Annotated in this window: 19 protein-coding genes and 3 tRNA genes; 9 read left to right on the forward strand and 13 right to left on the reverse strand. The window is 70.0% G+C overall.

The window, feature by feature from the left end; all coding sequences use genetic code 11:
• Positions 1-111 precede the first annotated feature (111 nt).
• From ASH01_RS08550 to ASH01_RS08560, 3 genes are all read right to left on the reverse strand, one after another.
• Positions 112-1755 carry an AMP-binding protein gene (locus tag ASH01_RS08550; RefSeq protein WP_056774246.1) on the reverse strand — a complete coding sequence of 548 codons (1644 nt, stop codon included), beginning with the start codon at positions 1753-1755 and terminating at the stop codon, positions 112-114.
• 133 nt (positions 1756-1888) lie between these two features.
• Positions 1889-2737, reverse strand: a complete 849-nt coding sequence (locus ASH01_RS08555; protein ID WP_056775249.1) for an alpha/beta fold hydrolase — start codon at positions 2735-2737, stop codon at positions 1889-1891.
• Positions 2738-2964: 227 nt separating this feature from the next.
• A tRNA-Arg gene (locus tag ASH01_RS08560) sits at positions 2965-3037 on the reverse strand.
• A gap of 442 nt (positions 3038-3479) precedes the next feature.
• On the opposite strand from ASH01_RS08560, the gene ASH01_RS08565 reads away from it, so the two are divergent.
• Together ASH01_RS08565 and ASH01_RS08570 are read left to right on the forward strand one after the other, a co-directional pair.
• Positions 3480-5324: a phosphoenolpyruvate carboxykinase (GTP) gene (locus ASH01_RS08565; protein ID WP_056774247.1), complete on the forward strand. Its 1845-nt coding sequence runs from the start codon at positions 3480-3482 to the stop codon at positions 5322-5324.
• 202 nt (positions 5325-5526) lie between these two features.
• Entirely contained in the window at positions 5527-6060 is a 534-nt protein-coding gene (locus tag ASH01_RS08570) for a DUF6328 family protein (RefSeq protein WP_056774250.1), read from the forward strand.
• Between the two features lie 205 nt (positions 6061-6265).
• Here the strand turns inward: ASH01_RS08570 and ASH01_RS08575 are convergent.
• Positions 6266-6352: transfer RNA gene (locus ASH01_RS08575), tRNA-Ser, on the reverse strand.
• A 191-nt stretch (positions 6353-6543) separates the two neighbouring features.
• Here ASH01_RS08575 and ASH01_RS08580 point away from each other — a divergent pair.
• Entirely contained in the window at positions 6544-8070 is a 1527-nt protein-coding gene (locus ASH01_RS08580; protein ID WP_056774252.1) for an LCP family protein, read from the forward strand.
• Positions 8071-8173: 103 nt separating this feature from the next.
• Here the strand turns inward: ASH01_RS08580 and ASH01_RS08585 are convergent, their stop codons facing one another.
• The 5 genes from ASH01_RS08585 to cysK form a co-directional block, all read right to left on the reverse strand.
• A complete protein-coding gene (locus tag ASH01_RS08585; RefSeq protein WP_013491183.1) occupies positions 8174-8377 on the reverse strand; it encodes a cold-shock protein in 204 nt (67 codons plus the stop codon).
• A gap of 228 nt (positions 8378-8605) precedes the next feature.
• Positions 8606-9544 (reverse strand): dihydropteroate synthase, encoded by a 939-nt coding sequence (folP, locus tag ASH01_RS08590; RefSeq protein WP_443081116.1) that lies wholly within the window; start codon positions 9542-9544, stop codon positions 8606-8608.
• Between the two features lie 749 nt (positions 9545-10293).
• Positions 10294-10384 (reverse strand) — tRNA-Ser (locus tag ASH01_RS08595).
• Positions 10385-10551: 167 nt separating this feature from the next.
• Positions 10552-11301, reverse strand: coding sequence for a serine O-acetyltransferase (gene cysE / locus ASH01_RS08600; protein ID WP_082619614.1), 750 nt, complete (start codon positions 11299-11301; stop codon positions 10552-10554).
• Positions 11302-11350: 49 nt separating this feature from the next.
• Positions 11351-12280, reverse strand: a complete 930-nt coding sequence (cysK, locus tag ASH01_RS08605) for a cysteine synthase A (protein ID WP_056774255.1) — start codon at positions 12278-12280, stop codon at positions 11351-11353.
• Positions 12281-12548: 268 nt separating this feature from the next.
• On the opposite strand from cysK, the gene ASH01_RS08610 reads away from it, so the two are divergent.
• From ASH01_RS08610 to ASH01_RS08630, 5 genes are all read left to right on the forward strand, one after another.
• Positions 12549-14885: a (Fe-S)-binding protein gene (locus ASH01_RS08610; protein WP_056774257.1), complete on the forward strand. Its 2337-nt coding sequence runs from the start codon at positions 12549-12551 to the stop codon at positions 14883-14885.
• Positions 14886-15056: 171 nt separating this feature from the next.
• Positions 15057-15785 (forward strand): hypothetical protein, encoded by a 729-nt coding sequence (locus tag ASH01_RS08615; RefSeq protein ID WP_056774259.1) that lies wholly within the window; start codon positions 15057-15059, stop codon positions 15783-15785.
• A gap of 9 nt (positions 15786-15794) precedes the next feature.
• A complete protein-coding gene (locus ASH01_RS08620; protein WP_056774261.1) occupies positions 15795-16598 on the forward strand; it encodes a hypothetical protein in 804 nt (267 codons plus the stop codon).
• A 13-nt stretch (positions 16599-16611) separates the two neighbouring features.
• Positions 16612-17304 (forward strand): hypothetical protein, encoded by a 693-nt coding sequence (locus ASH01_RS08625; protein WP_056774263.1) that lies wholly within the window; start codon positions 16612-16614, stop codon positions 17302-17304.
• A gap of 4 nt (positions 17305-17308) precedes the next feature.
• A complete protein-coding gene (locus ASH01_RS08630) occupies positions 17309-18034 on the forward strand; it encodes a transporter substrate-binding domain-containing protein (protein WP_056774266.1) in 726 nt (241 codons plus the stop codon).
• Between the two features lie 106 nt (positions 18035-18140).
• On the opposite strand, the gene ASH01_RS08635 is transcribed toward ASH01_RS08630, so the two are convergent.
• From ASH01_RS08635 to ASH01_RS08645, 3 genes are all read right to left on the reverse strand, one after another.
• Positions 18141-18590 carry a DUF779 domain-containing protein gene (locus ASH01_RS08635; protein WP_056774267.1) on the reverse strand — a complete coding sequence of 150 codons (450 nt, stop codon included), beginning with the start codon at positions 18588-18590 and terminating at the stop codon, positions 18141-18143.
• A gap of 14 nt (positions 18591-18604) precedes the next feature.
• Positions 18605-20128 (reverse strand): acetaldehyde dehydrogenase ExaC, encoded by a 1524-nt coding sequence (exaC, locus tag ASH01_RS08640; protein WP_056774271.1) that lies wholly within the window; start codon positions 20126-20128, stop codon positions 18605-18607.
• A 128-nt stretch (positions 20129-20256) separates the two neighbouring features.
• Complete coding sequence (locus tag ASH01_RS08645; protein WP_056774274.1) at positions 20257-21492, reverse strand: helix-turn-helix domain-containing protein; 1236 nt, start codon at positions 21490-21492, stop codon at positions 20257-20259.
• A 167-nt stretch (positions 21493-21659) separates the two neighbouring features.
• Here ASH01_RS08645 and ASH01_RS08650 point away from each other — a divergent pair, with 167 nt between their 5' ends.
• Complete coding sequence (locus tag ASH01_RS08650) at positions 21660-22385, forward strand: hypothetical protein (RefSeq protein WP_056774277.1); 726 nt, start codon at positions 21660-21662, stop codon at positions 22383-22385.
• Positions 22386-22469: 84 nt separating this feature from the next.
• Here ASH01_RS08650 and rpmG read toward each other — a convergent pair whose 3' ends face one another.
• The gene (rpmG, locus tag ASH01_RS08655) at positions 22470-22637 is read right to left on the reverse strand and encodes a 50S ribosomal protein L33 (RefSeq protein WP_020143871.1); all 168 of its coding nucleotides are present in this window, start codon (positions 22635-22637) and stop codon (positions 22470-22472) included.
• Between the last annotated feature and the right edge of the window lie 38 nt (positions 22638-22675).

The following is a 22675-nucleotide window of genomic DNA, read 5'->3' on the forward strand; positions in this document are numbered from 1 at the left end:
GTCCGGCCAGCCGGACGGCATACGTCATCGGTGCTCGGGTGCAGCCCCGCACGCCGCTCGTGCGCGCGAATCCCGTTGCTCCGCGGCCCCACTCGGGTCCGCCCGAGGTGCTCAGCCGAGTCCGAGCTTCTTCGCCGTGGTCTCGCGCATCTCGACCTTGCGGATCTTGCCCGTCACGGTCATCGGGAACTCGTCGATGATCTCGACGTAGCGCGGGATCTTGTAGTGGGCGAGCTGACCGGTGCAGAACTCGCGCAGCGACTCAGCGGTCAGCGGGGTGGCGCCCTCCTTCATCCGCACCCAGGCGCACAGCTCCTCGCCGTACTTCTCGTCCGGGACGCCGATGACCTGTGCGTCGAGGATGTCCGGGTGCGTGTAGAGGAACTCCTCGATCTCGCGGGGGTAGACGTTCTCGCCACCGCGGATGACCATGTCCTTGATTCGTCCGGTGATCTCGACGTAGCCGTCGTCGTGCATCACCCCGATGTCGCCCGTGTGCATCCACCCGTCCTCGATGGCCTCCGCCGTCTTGTCGGGCTGCTCCCAGTAGCCGAGCATCACCGAGTAGCCCTTCGTCAGGAACTCGCCGGCCTTCCCCCGGGGCAGCGTCTCGCCGGTCACCGGGTCGACGATCTTGATCTCGAGGTGCGGGCCGACCCGACCGACCGTGCCGACCTTCTGCTCGAACGTGTCGTTCGTGCGGTTCTGGGTCGACACCGGCGACGTCTCGGTCATCCCGTAGCAGATCGTCATCTCCTCGATGCCGGCCGCGATGAGCTGCTTCATCAGCTCTGCGGGACAAGGGGATCCGGCCATGATGCCGGTGCGCACGGTGGACAGGTCGTAGTCGGCGAAGGAGGGGAGGTTCCACTCGGCGATGAACATCGTCGGCACGCCGTAGAGCGAGGTGACCTTCTCGTCCTGGGTGGCCTTGAGGGTCAGCGCGGGGTCGAAGCCGGGCGCCGGGATCACCATGCAGGCACCGTGCGTCGTGCAGGCGAGGTTGCCCATGACCATCCCGAAGCAGTGGTAGAAGGGCACCGGGATGCAGACGCGGTCGGCCTCGGTGTAGTCGCACAGCTCGCCGACGAAGTAGCCGTTGTTGAGGATGTTGCGATGGCTCAGGGTCGCGCCCTTCGGGAACCCCGTGGTGCCCGAGGTGTACTGGATGTTGATCGGGTCGGTGTTCGAGAGTCCCGCCTGGACGCGCGCGAGCTCCTCCGGGGCGACCTCGTCGGCACGGGCGACGAGGTCGGCCCAGTCGGACGTCCCGATGTAGACGACGCGCTCGAGGCCGTCGACCTCGTCGCGCACCTCGTCGACCATCTGCCGGTAGTTGCTCGACTTGAAGGACTCCGCCGCCACGAGGGTCGAGATGCCGGCCTGCCCGAGGACGTACTGCAGCTCGTGGGACCGGTAGGCCGGGTTGATGTTGACGAGGATGGCGCCGATCTTGGCCGTCGCGTACTGCACGAGCGTCCACTCGGAGCAGTTCGGCGCCCAGATGCCGACCCGGTCGCCCGTGCCGACGCCGACGGCGAGCAGCGCGCGGGCCAGCCGGTCCACGTCGGCCCGCAGCTCGGCATACGTCCACCGGCGGCCCTGGGTGACGTCGACGAGGGCGTCACGCTCGCCGAACCGCTCGGCCGTGGCGTCGAAGCTGTCGCCGATCGTCGTCTCGAGCAGCGGGGTGTCCGTCTCGCCGCGGGTGTGCGAGAGGTTCGGGTCGAGCGTGACGGGCGGTGCGGCGGTCATCGGTGGCCTCCCGGCGTGCGGCGGTGGACGGTCTCACCACACCCAACCCCGGCACGACCCGGCGCACAAGGGAAAGCGCGCGAGGTGGAGCGAACTCACATGGTGCGCCGGGTGGACGTGCCCGTCGGCGACCTCACGCGTCGGCGGCCGGAGGCGCGTGCACTCCCCGGTGGATCTCGTAGGCCCGGGCGTCACCGGGCGAGTCCGGGTCGTCCCGGATCGGTCGGTCCGACATGAAGAGCCGCGTCACGTTGGCCAGCTCGCCGGGGTGGCTGAAGTTGATGGCGTGCGCGGCGCCGTGGATGACGACGAGGATCACGTGGCTGTCGGTCTGCCCGGCGACCTCCTTGATCCGCGGGGGCGCGGGCATGAGCGGGTCGGCGCTCCCGACCACGACGAGCGTCGGGATGTCGAGCGCGAGGAGGCGGTCGAGCGCCGGGTAGCGGGTCAGGGCCCGGAACATCCGCACGGTGCTCGGCACCCCGAACCGCAGGTAGTCGGGCACGGCCACCGGGATGAGGCCGAACGGCTCGCGTATGCCGTCGCGCGCGAGCTGCTGCACGGCCCGGCGCAACGGCTGGTTGTGAAGGCCACCCGCCGGCGCGACGAGCACGGCCCGCTCGAGACGCTCCGGGTAGAGGTGGGCGAACTCGCAGATGACGGCGCAGCCCATCGAGTTGCCGACGAGGGTCACCCGCTCGACACCTCGGTCGTCGAGGAACGCCGCTGCCGCGTGGGCGAGCTCGGGCACGTCGAGAGGCTCGCGCGGCCGACCGCTGCGACCGAAGCCGGGCAGGTCCGGGACGAGGGTGCGGAACTCTCCCGCGAGCCGCTCCGCCGTCGGCAGCAGGTAGCGACCGGAGAGACCGAAGCCGTGCAGGTGCATCATCGGTGCGGCGCCCGGCGGCCCGGGCGACTCGCGGTAGAAGAGCTTGACCCCGTCGATCACCGTCCATCGCTCGGCGAGCGCCGGCGCGGCCACGGTCAGGCCTCGCCGGGCAGGGGCGAGCGTCGCCGCGTCCAGGACCGCGAGGATCGGACGGATGCCGGTACTGATGGGTGAGTCGACACCGGACCAGAGTCCGCCCCCCGGCACGCGTGCCGCGTCACCCCCACAGGATGAACGCGGACGGCCGAGGCCGCCTCGGACAGCACGACGCCCCGGCCGGGAGACCCGGTCGGGGCGTGGTGTTCTGTCTCAACACAGAGTGCACCCGTAGGGATTCGAACCCCAAACCTTCTGATCCGTAGTCAGATGCTCTATCCGTTGAGCTACGGGTGCGTCGTTCCGTCACTCGGAGGAACGAAAAGTTACCTTAGCGCCTCGGGTCCGCATCCACGAAATCGGCCCCGGCTCGAGCCTGACGACCCCGCCCGGCACCCCACGAGCAGCGGCCCGCGGACGCCGCCTCACGGCATACGCGGTCGGCCCGAGCAGGGGCCACGATCACCCGATGCCCGGTACCGGCGAGTACTGAAATTCCTGCAAGAAACCGACAACAGATCGTCGTTTTTCTTGCGGGCCCGAGCCCATGTGAGGCGTCTCACCGCCCCGGCGCCCGCATGCGGTCAACGGCGTCCACGACGGCGCGTACCTTGAAGTCATCACGTCATCTGTTCAGCATGTGGACACCTGCAGCCCGATCCGGGCTCGTCCAGGATCCACCTGCGGAGCAGCTTCACACCGGCACGACGTGGTGCCGGGCGGCACCGCGCGCGAAGGGATGGGCCCCGAGTTGACCACGACCCACGAGAAACAGACACACACGACGCACGCGGGTCTTGCCGCGTGGGTCGAGCAGGTCGCCGAGCTGACGCAGCCGCGCGACATCCGCTGGATCACCGGCTCCCCCGAGGAGTGGACCGAGCTGACCGACCACCTCGTCGAGGCCGGCACCTTCGTCCGGCTCGACGAGAGCAAGAAGCCGAACTCCTTCTACTGCGCCTCCGACCCCAGTGACGTCGCGCGCGTCGAGGGGCAGACCTACATCTGCTCCGTCGACGAGAAGGACTCCGGGCCCACCAACAACTGGATGGCGCCCGACGAGATGAAGGCTCGGATGACCGAGCTGTACCGCGGCAGCATGGCGGGCCGCACGATGTACGTCATCCCGTTCGTCATGGGTCACCTCGAGGCCAAGGTCCCGATGTTCGGCGTCGAGATCACCGACTCTGCCTACGTCGTCGTCTCCATGCTCGTCATGGCCCGCTGCGGCGACAAGGTGCTCCACAAGATCGAGGAGACGAACGCCGACTACGTGCCGGCGCTCCACTCGGTCGGTGCCCCGCTCGCCGAGGGCCAGGCCGACGTCGCGTGGCCGTGCTCCGACACGAAGTACATCGTCCACTTCCCCGAGGAGCGCACGATCTGGAGCTACGGCTCCGGCTACGGCGGCAACGCCCTGCTCGGCAAGAAGTGCTACTCGCTGCGCATCGCCTCGGCCATCGCCCGCGACGAGGGCTGGATGGCCGAGCACATGCTCATCCTCAAGCTCACCTCGCCCAAGGGGTCCGTCCACTACATCGCGGCGGCCTTCCCGTCCGCCTGTGGCAAGACGAACCTCGCGATGATCACGCCCACCATCCCCGGCTGGAAGGCCGAGATGGTCGGCGACGACATCGCCTGGATGCGCTTCGGTGAGGACGGCCGCCTCTACGCCGTGAACCCGGAGTTCGGGCTCTTCGGCGTCGCCCCCGGCACGGGCGAGTCGACCAACCCCAACGCGATGGCCACCATCGAGAAGGGCAACTCGGTCTTCACCAACGTCGCCCTGACCGACGACGGCGACGTGTGGTGGGAGGGCATGACCGACGAGCCGCCGGCACACCTCACCGACTGGCACGGCAACAGCTGGACGCCCGAGGACGGCAAGGCGGGGACGCTCTCGAGCCACCCGAACAGCCGCTTCTGCACGCCGGCCTCGCAGTGCCCGATGATCGCCCCGGAGTACGACAACCCCGACGGCGTGCCGATCGACGCGATCCTCTTCGGCGGCCGCCGCAAGACGACCGTGCCGCTCGTCTACGAGTCGCGCGACTGGCAGCACGGCACCTTCATCGGCGCCACGCTCTCCTCGGAGACCACCGCCGCCGCGACCGGCGCCGTCGGCGTCGTGCGCCGCGACCCGATGGCGATGCTGCCCTTCATCGGCTACCACGCCGGCGACTACATGAACCACTGGCTCGAGATCGGCAAGAGCGCGGACGCCTCCAAGCTCCCCCGCATCTTCGGCGTCAACTGGTTCCGTCGCGACGAGGAGGACGGCTCCTTCCTCTGGCCCGGGTTCGGCGAGAACAGCCGTGTCCTCAAGTGGGTCATCGAGCGCCTCGACGGCGACGCCGATGCCGTGGAGACCCCGATCGGGTTCGTGCCGACCGAGGGCGCCATCGACATCGACGGGCTCGACATGACGCCCGAGCAGGTCGCCAAGGCCATCCGGGTCGACGCGGCCGACTGGGAGAAGGAGCTGCCCCTCATCCAGGAGTGGTTCGACAAGTTCGGCGAGCAGCTCCCCGCGGAGCTGTGGGCCGAGTTCGACGCCCTCAAGGCCCGCGTCAGCGAGCGCTGAGAGGTCGGTCCACCGCCTGCTGGCCGGCGGGCGGCGGACGACGTGATGCAGGGCCCGGCACCTCACGGTGCCGGGCCCTCCGTCATGCCACGGGTCCGTGGCGTCGTCGACCCGCCCGGCACCCGAGGTCGTATGCCGTGTCGCCGGGGCAGGCGGCATACCCCCCTGTCGTCGGGTGCCCGTCGTGGGGTACAGGTGGGCCATGAGCAACTCACACCCCTACACCCGCGACGAGACCGAGGCCGAGCGGCTCGATCGCAACTTCGGCGAGCAGCTGCAGGAGCTGCGCATCGCCCAGGCCGGCGTCCAGATCCTCTTCGCCTTCCTGCTGACCATCCCGTTCCAGCAGCGCTTCACGATCTTGAGCGACCTGCAGCGCGACATCTACGTCGCGACCCTCATGGCCGCCGCCGTCAGCGTCATCGTCTTCACGGCGCCGGTCGCGCTGCACCGCACGCTCTTCCGCGACGGGCTCAAGGACTTCATCGTCACCTACACCGACCGGCTGATGAGCGTGGGGCTGCTCACGCTCGGGCTCGGCATCATCGGCGGAGTGGTGCTCGTGCTCGACGTGCTGATGTCGCACACCGCCGCGTTCTGGTTCGGCGGCGCGCTGGGCGTGCTGGGGCTGGCGCTGTGGGTCGGGGTGCCGCTGTCGAAGAAGGGCAGCGCCCGCCAGAACCTCGAGGGCGACGACGACGCGAATGCGAACGGCGCCCACTCCTCGCCCGCCTGAACCGTCGAGAGGCCACCGTTTGCGGGTCCCAACTGTTGAGGGGCCAATGTTTGCGGTCCTGCCCAGGGCGGAGGCGGCGGGAGCCGTCGCGTTGGTCGTGGCTCGTTCCTCGCCGCGACCAGCCGCTCCTCCCAGCATCGCGCCGCCTCCGTGGAAGAACGCCGAATGCCCCCGAGCTCGCTCGGGGGCATTCGGCGTTCTGGCGCGGAGGCGGCGGGATTTGAACCCGCGAGAGGTTTTATCCTCAACCCGCTTAGCAGGCGGGCGCACTAGGCCACTATGCGACGCCTCCGTGCCCGCGACGAGGCCGCCGAGGCGGCGTCAGATGCACGGGCGAGCACAGGCTACCGGCACCGGTGCGCCCGACCCAAACCGGGGGTGGACGCGTCCAGGCGCCTTACCCAACTCGATGCGGCATATATCAGGTTGGCAGGGCACAATGTGCATCGGCTCGTGCGCACGGGCCGATGCAGAGAGGACTCCATGACCTACCCGAACACGCGAGGTCCGGCTGCGCCCCCGACCCGTGAGGCGCTGCGACGCGAGCTCAAGTCAGGCTTCCGTCGCGCCGTCGGGCTCACGGCCCTCGGCACCGTCGTCCCCGGAGCAGGCCTGACCCAGACCCGTAGCCGCAAGTTCGGATGGCTGCTGCTCGCTCTCGCGATCGTCAGCCTCGGCGTCGGCGCGTACTACGTGATGCGCACCGGCGTGACGAACGCCGCCCTGTCGATCGTCGCGCGCCCCACGGTGCTGCAGACGCTCGCCGTCGCCTTCGTCATCGGCGGCATCCTCTGGTGCGGCTCGATCATCCTCACTGCCGTGCAGTCGCGCCCCACGAGGCTCGACCGTGCCCGTACGCGCCTGCTCGCCGGCTTCACCACCCTGATGGTCTTCGTCGTCGCCGGCTCGTCGTTCAAGTTCGCCGAGTACGCCACGATCACGCAGAGCACCGTGGCGCAGGTCTTCGGCAAGACCCCCACGACCCCCGGAGCCGGAGCCCAGGTCTCCGAGGGCGAGGACCCCTGGGCCGAGCAGGCCCGCGTCAACATCCTGCTGCTCGGCTCCGACGCCGGCGCCGACCGGGTCGGCATCCGCACCGACTCGATGATCCTCGCGAGCATCGACACCAAGACCGGACGCACCGCGCTCATCTCGATGCCGCGCAACCTGCTCAACGCGCCACTGGCGCCGAAGAGCCCGCTGCGCGCCATCTACCCCTCCGGCACGTTCGGCTCGCCCGACAGCTCCTGTGACCAGGGCACCGGCCAGTGCATGCTGACCAACCTCTACGTCGACGCCGAGAACTACGCCAAGGCCCACCCGGGCGCCTACCCCTCGGGTGACCAGCCCGGGCGCGTCGAGCTGCGTGGGACCGTCCAGGAGATCACCGGACTCGAGGTCGACCAGATGGTCGTCATCGACCTCAAGGGCTTCTCGCGCCTCATCGACGCCATGGGTGGACTCGACATCAACGTCAAGCTGAGCGGCTACGGCACCAAGCTGACCATCGGCGGCGAGCACGCCCCCGACGGCAGCGTCTTCGGCGTCAAGGGCTACTTCGAGCCCGGCCGCCAGCACCTCGATGGCTACCACTCCCTCTGGTACGCCCGCTCGCGCGCCGCCGACAGCGACACGTTCCGCCAGATGCGCCAGCGCTGCGTCGTCCAGGCGATCGTCCAGCAGGTCAACCCGGCCCAGATGGTCTCGAAGTACCCCGAGGTCGCGAGCATCCTCAAGGACAACATCTACACCGACATCCCGGTGCAGAACCTCCCGGCCTTCGTCGAGCTCGTCGAGCGTGTGCAGAAGTCGAAGATCAACAGCGTGGCGCTGACGCAGAAGCAGAAGGTCTACTCCAACGACCCCGACTACGCGCTCATCCGCGAGCTGATCCAGAAGGGCATCGCGCCGCCGAAGGCGACGCCCAAGCCCTCCTCGACGTCGACGAGCACGCCGACGAAGACGAAGACCCCGACCTCGTCGAGCACCGACTCCTACGAGACCTGCTGACCCGCAGGCCCGCCGACCCACAACAAAGCCCCCGGCCGATGGCCGGGGGCTTTGTCACAAACGACTGAGGTTGGTGTCGCTCGTTGCTGTTGCTCTCGAGTGATCAGAGCGGGCGAACTGCGTCGGCCTGCGGGCCCTTGGGACCCTGCGTGACCTCGAACTCGACTCGCTGCGCCTCGTCCAGCGAACGGTAACCGTTCGACTGAATGGCCGAGTAGTGGACGAAAACGTCGGGGCCGCCGCCGTCCTGGGCGATGAAGCCGAAGCCCTTTTCAGCGTTGAACCACTTGACGGTGCCCTGTGCCATACGGGTAACTCTTCCTTCTTTAGCGTGTGGGACAACGCACCTCGCGCATCCCAAGCTGCCGCTTTGACTCCACTCGACGGGCGCGAACCCACCGAAGCCGAAAGGAAACCCGTCACCGTTGCGGATGACGGGCACCTGCTCGACTGCGAGGAACTGCAACTGCAACCGCGACGAACCTAGCAGAATACCGGCCGGTCGGCCCGTCGGATGACACTCGTTTTTGGGCGTTCAGGAACCGTTCGTCGCGACGTCACGTCGGGTGCCTCGCAGCGCGAGCCGCGGGGGTCGGTCGCCGCGGATCGTCGCGACCATGTCGAGGACGCGCCGGGTCGCCCGGACGTCGTGCGCGCGGAACACCGTGGCCCCCAGCCAGGCCGCCACCGCGGTCGCCGCGAGCGACCCCTCGAGCCGCTCCTCGGCCGGCAGGTCGAGCGACTCCCCGACGAAGTCCTTGCGCGACATCGCCTGCAGCACAGGGTAGTTCAGGGCAGTGATGTCGGCCGTGTGCCTCAGGACCTCGAGCGAGTGCGCCGTGGTCTTGCCGAAGTCGAGCGTGGGGTCGACGAGGATGCGTTCACGAGGTATGCCGGCCTGCTCGGCCGCCAGGGCGCCGTCGGCCAGGGTGCGCACGACGTCCCGCACGACGTCGAGCGGGTCGTCGCCGTAGGTGACGTCGACCGGATCGGTCCGGGGCGGAAGGCCGCCGGTATGTGAGATGACGTAGCCGGCACCGATGCCCGACGCGACGTGGACGAGCTCGGGGTCGTGTCCGGCCCACGTGTCGTTGACGAGGTCCACGACCCCGGCCGCCTCACGGGCCACCTCCGACCTCCACGTGTCGAGGCTCAGCAGGACGTCCGGGTGCTCGGCCCGCGCCCACTGCAGGAACGGGACGACGCGCCGGATCTCCTCGTCGGCGTCGACGACCTCGCCCTCCTGACCGGCGCGCACGCCACCGACGTCGACGAGGTCCGCGCCGAGCTCGACGGCCTCGACGAGGGCCGCCTTGGCGGACTCGAGGTCGGCGTGGCGGTTGCCGCTGAAGAAGGAGTCACGGGTCCGGTTGACGATCGCCATGACGGCGGGCGAGGCAGCGTCGAAGCGGCGTCCCCGCAGGACGAGAGGGCTCGCCGACGTGAGCTCGAGAGGGGCCAGCCGGCTCAGGATCTCGGCGGTGTCGGGCGCGGGATCCGAGCCGGAATGTCTGGTCACACTGTCGTATCTCACGGCCCCACCCAAAGGTCAACGCCGGTCGGGAGCATGGTTGCGGAACTGTTACCATTGTCGAGCAGACATCGCCCACGGCCCGGCCACGCTCCCGGCCGGGTCGCGGGTGGTCCGCCGGTCCTGATCGTCCCGCAATGACGGTCGACCAACCGGGCCCGCGACGACGCGTCGGCGGGCCCAGTCACCAAGGAAACTGAATACAGAGATGTCGTACATCGTGTCGTTCTTCGCGGCCATGAACCGTCCGTCCACGTCGATGCCGGTCGGTCAGTACAACTCCAGCACGACGTTCGAGGAGAGGCTCGGCCTGCTCTGAGAGCGCGTGCAACCGCTGGGCTCACCGTCGAGGCCGGCGCATGAGAACAAAAGGGACTCCGGATCTCCGGAGGCCCTTTTTTCATGCCCGGATCCGGTCCGAGGCCAGGCCGGAGGAGTGGGGTCGTGAGGTCGCGCGTGAGATCGCGCACGAGGTCGTGCGACTGCTGCGCCCTGGCGACACGAGCTGCGCGATCTCCCGCGCTGTCTGGGTGCACCCGTGGCCTGCGGCGTGGCGACGCGCTCCGGCCAGCGTGCGGAGGGCGTGGGACTCCGCGCTGGTACCGGGCTCGTTACTCGCCCGGGCCCAGCGCTCCCCGTCATCTCACGCCTCCGCAAGCTGCTCCGAAGGCGCTCCGCGCCGACGGAGCAGTTGGCGGAGGGCGTGGGATTCGAACCCACGATGGGCTATGAACCCATAGCGGTTTTCAAGACCGCCGCACTCGGCCACTATGCGAGCCCTCCAGTGTCCGCGGAAGTCTAGCCGCGGGCGACCCAGCCGTCCGAATCATCCCGGCGCCGACCATGACGCGCCCGATGACACGCCTCATGATGCTGCGTCTGGTGTGGTCATCACCCCACGAGCGGCAGGACCATCCGCAGGACGATGACGGCGGTGCCGGAGCAGTGGGTCAGATGTACATCGCCGGGTCGAGCCACTGGTTGGTCGCGTCGCGCTTCGGGAACCGGATGACCGCCGGGATGCCGGTCGCGACCGCGCCGGAAGGGACGTCCTTGACGACGACCGAGTTGGCGCCGATCTGGACGTCGTCGCCGACGCGGATGGGCCCGAGCACGCGGGCACCGGCGCCGATGGTGACGCGGTTGCCGACCGTGGGGTGCCGCTTGACGTGTTCCATCGACCGGCCACCCAGGGTGACCCCGTGGTAGATCATGACGTCGTCGCCGACCTCGGCGGTCTCGCCGATGACGACTCCCATGCCGTGGTCGATGAAGAACCGCCGGCCGAGCCGGGCCGCCGGGTGGATCTCGACGCCCGTGATCGAGCGCGTCACCGTCGCGAGGACCCGCGCCGGCAGCCGTCCGCCCGGGCGCTTCCACAGCTCGTGCAGGCCGCGGTGCGCCCAGATGGCGTGCAGCCCAGGAGAGGTCAGGACCATCTCGAGCCGGGAGTTGGCCGCGGGGTCGCGCTCGATCGCGCCGTCGACGTCCTCGCGGGCCCGGTCGGCGAGCTTGCGCACGAGGCCGAGCGGGCCGGCATACGACCGCCCGCCGGGGACGACGGCGGCTGCGTGGGAGGTCACAGTCGCCGCCGGCTCCCCGGCTGTCCCGACCACCTCGGCCGCGCCGTCACCGCGCACGAGCGTCAGCGGCTTCTCGGCCGGCCGGGGCTCGTGGTCGATCTGTGGTGCGGTGCTCATGCACGACTCCTTGGTGGCATTGCAGGTGGGGCGGGCGAACGAGGGGACGTCAGTCGACGAGGCCCTCGAAGAGGATCGTCGACAGGTAGCGCTCACCGAACGACGGGATGATGACGACGATCGTCTTGCCGGCGTTCTCGGGACGCTGGGCGACCTGGACGGCGGCAGCGATGGCGGCACCGGACGACAGGCCGACGAGCAGGCCCTCCTCGGTCGCGGCGCGGCGGGCCCACTTGACGGAGGTCTCGGCGTTGACGTCGATGACCTCGTCGTAGACCTCGGTGTCGAGGATCTCGGGGACGAAGTTGGCGCCGATGCCCTGGATCTTGTGCGGACCGGGCTGGCCGCCGTTGAGGATCGGGCTCTCCTCGGGCTCGACGGCGATGATCTGGACGCTCGGCTTGCGGGCCTTGAGCACCTGGCCGACGCCGGTGATGGTGCCGCCCGTGCCGATGCCGGCGACGACGATGTCGACCTCGCCGTCGGTGTCCTTCCAGATCTCCTCCGCGGTGGTCCTGCGGTGGATCTCGGGGTTGGCCTCGTTGGCGAACTGGCGGGCCAGCACGCCGCCTCGCTCGGCGACGATCTCGTCGGCCTTGGCGACCGCGCCCTTCATACCGGTCGACGGGTCGGTGAGGACGAGCTCGGCGCCGAAGGCGCGCAGCAGCGCGCGGCGCTCCTTGCTCATCGACTCGGGCATCGTCAGCACGACCTTGTAGCCACGGGCGGCGCCGACCATGGCGAGCGCGATGCCGGTGTTGCCGGAGGTGGCCTCGACGATGGTGCCGCCGGGCTCGAGCTGCCCGCTCGCCTCGGCGGCGTCGATGATGGCGACGCCGATGCGGTCCTTGACGGAGTTGGCGGGGTTGTAGAACTCGAGCTTGGCGGCCACGGTCGCCTGCGCCCCGTCGGTGACCTTGTTGAGGCGCACGAGCGGCGTGTTGCCGATCAGCTTGGTCACGTCGTCGTAGATCGGCATTGCTGGAGCCCTTTCGGCTGGGTACGGCGGAACGGTCTGTCGCCTCGATTGTCTCCGACAACCGAGTTCTCGTTATGCATATTCCAACACGTCGTTATCGATTGCCAAGGCCGCGCCCATGATCCGGGCGCCGACACGACGCCGGGCCACCCGGCACACACCCCGAAGGGCGTATGCCGCCCGGCGCGGGACGAAGGGGACGAGCGTCACGCCGCGACGGCCGTCACAATCACTAAGCGCTTGCTCACGCGTCAGTAGACTCCCCGGCATGAGTGCGCTCCAGATCGTCGCCGTCGTCGTCTGCCTCGGCGTGACCGCCGTCGCCGTCGCCCTGCTCGTCAAGACGGTCAACCACTTCCTCGCGACCTTCCGCCTCGGCCAGCCCGAGGACCGCGGCGACGACAAGGGGGCCCGCACGCGCACGCTGCTGCGCGAGTTCCTCGGCCACACGCGCATGTCGCGCCTGCCGGTCGTCGCGATCGCGCACTGGTTCACGATGGTCAGCTTCGGCGTCCTCTTCTTCACCCTGCTCAACGCGTTCGGTCAGCTCTTCCAGCCGGAGTTCGTGCTGCCGCTCATCGGCCACTTCTTCCCCTACGAGTGGATCACCGACTTCTTCGCCTTCGCGGGCTTCCTCTCGATCCTCGTGCTCATGGCGATCCGCCAGAAGAACCACCCGCGCTCGGCCGCCGGTGAGGACGGTCGCCGCAGCCGCTTCTTCGGCTCCACGTGGTGGCAGGCCTACTACGTCGAGCTGACGATCCTCGGCGTCACCCTCTGCATCGGCCTGCTCCGCGCCCTCGAGTGGACCCTCGCGCGCAAGACCGGCACCGGCATGGACACCGCCCTCCACTTCCCGCTGACGGGCTGGATCGGCAACTTCTTCACCGGCCTGTCGGTCAGCGCCGTCGAGAACCTCATCGTCGTCATCGCCGCGGTCAAGATCCTCATCTCCTTCGCCTGGATGATCACCATCGCGCTCCAGCCGACGATGGGCGTCGCCTGGCACCGCTTCCTCGCGTTCTTCAACATCTTCTTCAAGCGCCACGCCGACGGCCGCACGAGCCTCGGCGAGCTCCAACCGATCCGCGTCGGCGGCGAGGTGCTCGACTTCGAGAACGTCGACGAGCTCGACGAGGACGCCGCGCTCGGCGTCGGCAAGGTCGAGGACTTCACGTGGAAGGGCCTGCTCGACTTCACGACGTGCACCGAGTGCGGTCGCTGCCAGAGCCAGTGCCCGGCATGGAACACCGACAAGCCCCTCTCCCCCAAGCTGCTCGTCATGACGCTGCGCGACCACGCGCACGCCAAGTCGCCCTGGCTGCTCGCCTCCGAGGAGGTCCGCGCGGGCGGCATCGAGTCGGCCGAGGGCTTCAGCGACGCCACGAAGGGCGCCGTCGCGACCGAGCAGCTCGTCGGCGAGACCGGCTACGACATCCGCCACCCGCTGACGGCCTACAACCCGCACGGTCCCGACGCCGTCATCGACGAAGACGTGCTCTGGTCGTGCACGACGTGCGGCGCCTGCGTCGAGCAGTGCCCCGTCGACATCGAGCACGTCGACGCCATCGTCGACATGCGCCGCTACAAGAACCTCATCGAGTCGGCCTTCCCGGCCGAGCTCAACGGCCTGTTCAAGAACCTCGAGAAGAACTCGAACCCCTGGGGCCTCGCACCGCGGCTGCGGATGGACTGGGCCAAGGACCTCCCCTTCGAGGTCAAGCAGGTCGGCCAGGACGTCGAGAGCCTCGACGAGGTCGACTACCTCTTCTGGGTCGGCTGCGCCGGCGCCTACGAGGACCGCGCCAAGAAGACGACCCGCGCGGTGGCCGAGCTGCTCGACACCGCCGGTGTCTCCTTCGCCGTGCTCGGCGACGGCGAGGCCTGCACGGGCGACTCGGCCCGCCGCGCCGGCAACGAGTTCCTCTTCCAGATGCTCGCCCAGCAGAACGTCGAGACCCTCAACGAGGTCGGCGCGACGAAGATCGTCGTCACCTGCGCGCACTGCTTCAACACCATCAAGAACGAGTACCCGCAGCTCGGCGGGCAGTACGAGGTGCTGCACCACACGCAGCTGCTCAACCGCCTCGTCCGCGAGAAGCGCCTGACGCCCGTCGCGCGCCCGGGTGACGCGGTCGCCACCGGAGCGGCGTCGACCGGCGCCAAGGTGACCTACCACGACCCCTGCTACCTCGGTCGGCACAACCAGGTCTACGCCCCGCCGCGCGAGCTGCTCCAGATCCTCCCCGGCGTCGAGTACGCCGAGATGGAGCGCAGCAAGGAGAAGTCCTTCTGCTGCGGCGCCGGTGGCGCCCGCATGTGGATGGAGGAGAAGCTCGGCACGCGGATCAACACCAACCGCACCGAGGAGGCTCTCGCGACGGGCGCCGAGCGCATCGCCGTCGGCTGCCCCTTCTGCAAGGTCATGCTCTCCGACGGCCTCAACGCCGCGATCCAGGACGGCAAGGCCACCGACGCCGTCGAGGTCGTCGATGTCGCCCAGATGCTCCTCGCCGCCGTGCGCCGCGGCGACGGCGGCGGTGAGCCCGACGAGGCGGAAACGCCTGAGCCCCAGCCGGACCCGGAGCCCGCACCGGTCGCCTGAGCCCGCCGGACGGCATACGCCCGTTTCCTGACGAAGGCCCCCTCCGCACCCGCGGAGGGGGCCTTGTGCGTATGCCGTCACGCGACGTCGGCGTGTATCAGCGGGTCGCGCCCGCCGCACTGACTCCCTGCAGCCGGCGCACCGCAGCCGGCCCGAGCACCGGGGGAACCCATGAGCCTGACCGATACCTCCGAGGTCTTCGTCTCCGCCGAGGAGTCAGCCCTCAACGACCTCGTGACGGCGCTGTGCACCGCCAGACCACACCTGCTGTCGTACGGGTCACCGGCCTTCGTGCCGGTCTCGGACGTGGCCGACACGCAGATGCCGCCGATCCTCTTCCCCGGCACCGGGGGCATCCAGTGGCACGTGCGCTTCTCGGTGCCCCACCTCGACCTCTACGACGAGGACGCGCCCCTGCCGCCCCAGCTGAGCCTCGGCCCGGGGCAGTTCAGCGTGTCGACGAAGGTGCAGATCTGCGTCGACTGCCCGAAGGACCGGCACGACCCCAAGGACGACCCGCACGACCCGCACGACCCGCACGGCGACCACGGTGGCGACCACCCGAACGAGCCGGACGACCCCCGCTGGGACGACAAGCCGGGCAAGGCCGAGAACCCCGTGTGCACGACCATCGAGCTGTATGCCGTCGGGCACCTCGTCGGGACGACGTTCGACGGGCAGCCCGCCCTCGGATTCGCCGTCGACGCGGTCGAGCTCGTCGACGTGATGCCGGACGACCTCGAGTCGGTGCTCGAGTGCCTCATCGGCCAGATGCTGCGCGCCGTCCTCACGGCGATCCGCGTCCCCGTCTCGGCGCTGCGCGTCGGCGCCTTCACCCTGACCCCGACGGTCGGCCCGCTCATCGACACCGACCGCGTGCTCGCCCGCGGCAACCTCTAGGAGACCCACATGTCCGAGATCATCGCCGCCATCGACGAGGGCGCGGCCAACGACTTCCTCGACACCGTCGTCGCCGGGCTCGGCCCGCAGTCGACGAGCGGCTCGTCCAGCCTCGGACCGTTCGCGGTGAGCTACTCCGTGAGCGGCACCCTGAGCAACGGCACCGTCGACCTCATCCCGCCGGGCACCCTCCGGATCGCCGACCTGCGCCTCGACTGGAGCGCGAGCGCGACGCTGTCGCTCGACCTCGGCGACTTCCTCCCCGAGATCCACATCCCCCAGGTCTGCATCGACATCCCGTGCGTCGGGACGGTCTGCACCCCGCGGATCGACATCACGTGGCCCACCGTCTCGGTGCCCGTGTCGTTCGGCGACTTCGTGCGGGCCACCGTCGACCTCGGGCTGTCCGTGACGCTCGTCGGTGGCGTGTGGAAGGTCGAGGGCATCGTCCAAGGCGTGCCGAGCCTGGCCTTCGGCCCGGGGACCGCGGCGATCGTCGCCGGCATCGGGATCGCCGTCGCGGCCGCCGTCGCCTGGGTGCCGCTCATCGGTCCCTTCCTCGCCGGGCTCGCCATCGCCGTCACCGCGGCCATCGGGATCGCCGGGCTCACCGGCTGGCTCGGCCCCATCATCACGCCGTTCATCTCGGGCACCCGCTTCCCGGTCTACGAGCAGCCCGAGTGGTTCGAGGTGCTGCCGGCGACGTCGGCGATCGACCCGGCCGTCTCGGTCCACATCGACGCCGTCGGCGCCGAGGTCCAGCACAACGCGCCCGAGGACGAGCTCGTCCTCAGCGCCGACATCAGCGCCTGAGGAGGGCGGAACCATGAGCGACCACTTCGACAGCAGGGCGCTGCGACAGACCGACTGCTACGGGCAGCGGTTCATGAAGCCCGGCACCTACGCCTACGCGATCGGCCACGCCGGCACCGCCGCCCTGGCCCAGGACCACCCCTACGTCGTCGTCGTCGAAGGTGACTCCCCGAAGCGCGGCGAGATGGCCCAGACGCTCGTCACCGTCCACGCCGAGGGCAAGGCCTTCGTGCCCGACGCCCCGAAGGTGACGGTCAACGCGGGCGACATGGTCATGTGGCACTGCCCCGACCCGCACGCCCGGCCCTTCGCCGTCTCGGGCGAGAAGGACTTCTTCTCGAGCGACCGCCTCGTCAACGAGTCGGGCTACTCGCACGCCTTCACGTGCACCGGGACCTACGAGTGGGCCGACGCCCACGGCTCCGGCGCCAAGGGAGTCGTCCGCGTCTCGACGCCCGACTCGAGCTCGGACAAGGGGATCCGGACCTGGCAGAGCCAGCAGCGCCAGGGCGTCCTCGTCATGGTCACGGACGGCCAGGCGGAGCCCGCCGAGGTCGACGTCGTGCTGGGCCAGACGGTCTTCTTCGCGATCGTCGCCGGGCCGGGCATCTCGATCACCGACACGGCCGTCATCGAGGCCGAGCGGCCCGTGCCCGGGATCGCCTTCTACCGCAAGCCCACCCGGGGCAAGGACGCCGTAGCCTGACCGGGTGACTGCGACCCCGACGCCCGCCATCGCCCAGGACCTCGCGCCGACGGGCGTCCTCCGCGCCTCGATCAACCTCGGCAACCCCGTGCTCGCCCAAGGCACCCCGGACTCGCCCAGCGGGGTGACCGTCGACATCGCCCGCGCCGTCGGCGATCGGCTCGGCGTGCCCGTCGAGCTGGTCTGCTTCGACGCGGCGCGCCGGTCGTTCGAGGCCATGACGACGGGCGCGGCCGACCTGTGCTTCCTCGCCGCCGACCCGGCCCGGGCGACCGAGGTCGCCTTCACGGCGCCGTATGCCGTCATCGAGGGCGTCTACGTCGTGCCCGTCGACTCGCCCGTGGTTTCCGTCGCCGACGTGGACCGCGAGGACGTCCGGGTGGGGGTCAAGGAGGGCTCGGCCTACGACCTCTTCCTCTCCCGCACTCTGGCGCACGCGACGGTCGTGCGTGGCGACGAGGGCGTCGACGTCTTCGTCACCGAGGGTCTCGAGGTCGGCGCCGGCATCCGCGAGCCCGTCACGGCCTTCGCCGCGCGCCGCGACGACGTGCGGGTCGTCGACGAGGCGTTCATGCAGATCGGGCAGGCCGTGGGAACGACGTGTACGCGTACGGTCGAGACCGTCGCCTTCCTCCACGAGCTCGTCGAGGAGCTCAAGGCGAGCGGCTTCGTCGCGGACGCGCTCTCGCGGTCGGGGCAGTCGGGGGCGGCGGTCGCCCCGCCCGCCTGACGGCATACGCCGGTCGGACGGCATACGCCCGCCGACACCCGGCCCACGACGGCGTGGAGGTCCGCACCCCCGCACAGGGGTGCGGACCTCCACGGTCCGGTCGGACTCAGCCGACCCGGCCCACGGTCGGAGCGGTGATGCCGAAGGCCGACAGCTCCGCGCCGGTCAGCAGGCGCGAGCGGATGAGGAACCGCACACCCTCGGGCGCCTCGACGGAGAAGCCGCTGCCGCGGCCCTTCACGACGTCGACGGTGAGGTGCGTGTGCTTCCAGTACTCGTACTGCGAGACCGACATCCAGAAGCCGATGGGCGCTGGGGCACCCTCGACAACGAGGTCGGCCAGGTGCACGTCGGCCTCGCTCGTCATGAACTCACCGGCCGGGAAGCACATGGGAGAGCTGCCGTCGCAGCAGCCGCCCGACTGGTGGAACATCAGCGGACCGTGGATCCCGGTGAGGCGGCGGAGCAGGTCCGCCGCCTCACCGGTGAGGTCGACCCGGCTGGGGGAAGCCGATGGCTCACCGGGTGCGACCGTCTCTGGGGGCGTGGTGGCCACGGGGGCCGGCCCGCTCAGAAGAACCCGAGCGCGTCGGGCGAGTAGGAGACGAGGAGGTTCTTCGTCTGCTGGTAGTGGTCGAGCATCATCTTGTGGTTCTCCCGGCCGATGCCCGACTGCTTGTAGCCACCGAACGCGGCGTGCGCCGGGTACTGGTGGTAGCAGTTCGTCCAGACGCGACCGGCCTTGATGCCACGGCCCATCCGGTAGGCGCGCGAGCCGTCGCGGGTCCACACACCGGCGCCGAGGCCGTAGAGGGTGTCGTTGGCGATGGAGAGCGCGTCGGCCTCGTCGTCGAAGCTCGTGAGCGAGACCACCGGGCCGAAGATCTCCTCCTGGAAGATCCGCATCGAGTTGTCGCCCTCGAAGATCGTCGGCGCCACGTAGTAGCCCTCGGCGAGGTCGCCGTCGAGCACGTTGCGGTCGCCGCCGGTGAGGATCTTCGCGCCCTCCTGGCGGCCGATGTCCATGTAGGACAGGATCTTCTCGAGCTGGTCGTTGCTGGCCTGGGCGCCCATGGTCGTCTCGGTGTCGAGCGGGTTGCCCTGCTTGATCTTCTCGACCCGGGCCACCGCGTCAGGCACGAAGTCGCTGTAGATCGAGCTCTGCACGAGCGCGCGCGACGGGCACGTGCAGACCTCGCCCTGGTTGAGGGCGAACATCGTGAAGCCCTCGAGAGCCTTGTCGTAGAAGGCGTCCCGCTCCTGAGCGACGTCCTCGAAGAAGACGTTGGGGCTCTTGCCGCCGAGCTCGAGGGTGACCGGGATGATGTTCTGCGAGGCGTACTGCATGATGAGGCGGCCGGTCGTCGTCTCGCCGGTGAAGGCGATCTTGGCGATGCGGGGGCTGCTGGCGAGCGGCTTGCCGGCCTCGACGCCGAAGCCGTTGACGACGTTGAGCGTGCCCGGGGGCAGCAGGTCGCCGATGAGCTCGACGACCTTGAGGATCGACCACGGCGTCTGTTCGGCCGGCTTGAGCACGACGCAGTTGCCGGCGGCGAGGGCCGGGGCGAGCTTCCACACGGCCATGAGGATCGGGAAGTTCCACGGGATGATCTGGCCGACGACGCCGAGGGGCTCGTGGAAGTGGTAGGCGACGGTGTTCTCGTCGATCTCGCTGCTCGAACCCTCCTGTCCCCGAAGGACGCCCGCGAAGTAGCGGAAGTGGTCGACGGCGAGCGGGAGGTCGGCGGCGAGGGTCTCGCGGACGGCCTTGCCGTTCTCCCACGACTCGGCGACGGCGAGCGACTCGAGGTTGGCCTCGATGCGGTCGGCGATCCGGTTGAGGATGAGCGAACGCTCGCCGAGCGAGGTCTTGCCCCAGGCGGGTGCGGCGGCGTGGGCGGCGTCGAGGGCGGCCTCGATGTCCTCCTCGGTGCCGCGGGCGACCTCGCAGAACGGCTTGCCGTTGACCGGCGAGATGTTCTCGAACCAGAGGCCCTTCTTCGGGTCGACCCAGTTGCCGCCGATGAAGTGGCCGTAACGGTCGAGGACGGTGACGAGCGAGTCCGGCGAGCCGGGCGGTGCGTAGACGGTCATGGTTGATCTCCCAACATCCTTGGTGGTTCCCCTCCCAGGGGTTGGCGTGACCGTAGGCAGCGCAACGTTGCAACCACGTTGCGTCGCGTATGCCGGGTGGCGGCGTCACGGCATACGCCCGGTTGGGGTCAGGTGGGGCCGAGCTCGCGGTCGAGGCGGTGGATCTGGTTCTGGACGAGGGGCATGAGGGGCGAGCCGGGGCCGAGCACGCGTGCCTGCGCCTGCCACATCTCGTAGTCGTCGGCGCCCGACGCGGAGCGGGTCCACGCCGACATGAGGTCGGCGCGACCGCTTCCGAGGACGGCTCGACGCAGGTCGCCCTCGACGCTCGCGCGCAGCCGGACCACCCCGGGTGCCGTCGACCGCGGGAGCAGGGGTCCCCGGTAGGCCCGCATCGCGCTCGCGACGTCACCGGCGGCGAGGTGCGCCTCGACCCCGATCCAGTCCCCGGAGAGCTCGGCGACGAGGCGATACGGGCGCGATGCGAGGAGGTCCTCCCCGAGCAGGCTGCGCAGCCGGCCCATCTCGACCCGGAGCGTCGAGGCGCTGCTGTCCTCCTCGTAGAGCAGGACGGCGAGCTCGTCGCCGGAGAGGCCGCGCGGTGCCGAGGCGAGCAGGAGCAGGATCTCGCTGTGCCGCGGGCTGAGCCGCACCGTCCGGCGGCGGCCCCGGCCGTCGTCGACGGTCAGGAGGGTGTCGTTGCGACCGAGCGACTCCATGAGCACCGAGAGCCCGCGCCCGACGGCGTCGGGCTGGGCGCCTCGGCCGCTGACGAGCAGCTCGCGGGCCAGCTCGGACTCGGCCATCCGGGCCGCGGCGCGCACCATCGCCATCGTCTGCGGCACGACGATGTCGTCACCGCCGGTGATGTCGAGGACCCCGAGCACGCTCTGGTCGGACGGGTCGTGGATCGTCGTGGCCGCGCAGCTCCAGCGCTGGACGGAGTGCCGGAAGTGCTCGGCGCCGATGACGTTGACGGACTGGTCGAGGCGCAGCGCCATGCCGGGGGCGTTGGTGCCGGCGAGCCGCTCGTCCCAGTTGCTGCCCTCGACGAAGCCGATCGACTCGGCGCGACGGAGCACGCTCGGCGTCCCGCACACCCAGAGCAGCTGACCGGAGGCGTCGGACACCGCCATCACGGCGTCACAGTCGCGCGCCGCCTGGCCGAGCACGTCGTCGAGCAGGGGGAAGACCCTCGCCAGCGGGTGCGCTTCACGGTGGTCGCGGAGGGCGTCCCCGGGCAACGTGATCGGCGCGTCGACGGTGTCGACCTGCACGCCGGCCGCGGCCGAGCGCAGCCACGAGTCGGCGACGTGGGCGCGGACCCCGCCGCTCTCGGACTCGGCGTGCGCGTCGACGGGCATGGGCCGATTGTGCACACACTCCGACGCCCAGCGACAGGAGTGCACGCGATCCCACAGCCACCACCCTGACCACGGGGTTGGACAGAAGGGGTGGTCAAGGAGCCGATTGAGGCGCACCATGAAGGAACCCGCACAGGATCCTTGATGGGAAAGTCCGAGGAGCGACGATGTCACGACGAGCCCCCTTCGTGCCCGACGGCGTGCCGGTGCTGTCGCGCGGCCGCCACCGCAGCTCGCGCAAGGGCGCGTGCTTCATGGAGATGGCCTCATTCCTGGCCGGCGAGCGGTGGAGCGACCACCCGGAGTGCACGCACCCGGTGCTCGCGACCCTGGCGCGCTGCGTCAACGACATGCTCGACGAGACGCATCGCCAGCGCCTCGTGATGATGATCCCCGAGGTGGTGGGCCTCAACCCGGACGACCCACGGGTCACGACGGCGCTCGTGCTGACCACGGCTCGGGCGGCACTGCCCGTCGCCGCCGAGGAGCGCCAGAACGTCATGGCCCTCGCCATCCTCAACGCCGAGGGCATCCTCGCCGAGCAGGACGGGCGCGCTCACGGACAGCTGTCCAGGGCCTCTCGCGCCGCGCTCACAACGGCGCCGGCGGCCGAGCGTTGGGCGCGGATCCACTTGGCCCGCATGGGATTCAACACCGCAGCCGTCCGGCCGGCCAACGCCGCCAAGGTCGTCGCCCTCGCCGTGGACGGCATCGCCCGCGCCTGTGTCGACGACCCGGAGGAGCGGCTCGTCAAGCTCCTCCGCGACGGCATCGACGTCGTGGCCACGTTCGCGCCGCTCGCGCCCGAGCCGGTCAGCGTCACCTGGGCCACCCCCGCGTCGACGCCCGTCGCCCCCGAGACCACCCCCCAGGCAGGCAGCCTCACCCGCTGATCGCGCCCGCATACGCGAGTGGCCACGTCCGAGGTCGGACGTGGCCACTGCGCGTCGGCCGCGGGTCGCGGCAAGCGCCTGCCGTCAGCGGGTCTCGCGGAAGTCGACGTGCTCGCGCGCCACGGGGTCGAACTTGCGCAGCACCATGCGGTCGGGGTTGCTGCGACGGTTCTTGCGCGTCACGTAGCTGTAGCCGGTGCCGGCGGTCGAACGCAGGGTGACGACGGGGCGCAGGTCGGTGCGCTTGGCCATGGGGGCTCCTTCGGTCTCGGGGTCATGAGTTTTCGCGA

The sequence above is a fragment of the Terrabacter sp. Soil811 genome (genome assembly GCF_001429655.1).
GTDB lineage: Bacteria > Actinomycetota > Actinomycetes > Actinomycetales > Dermatophilaceae > Terrabacter.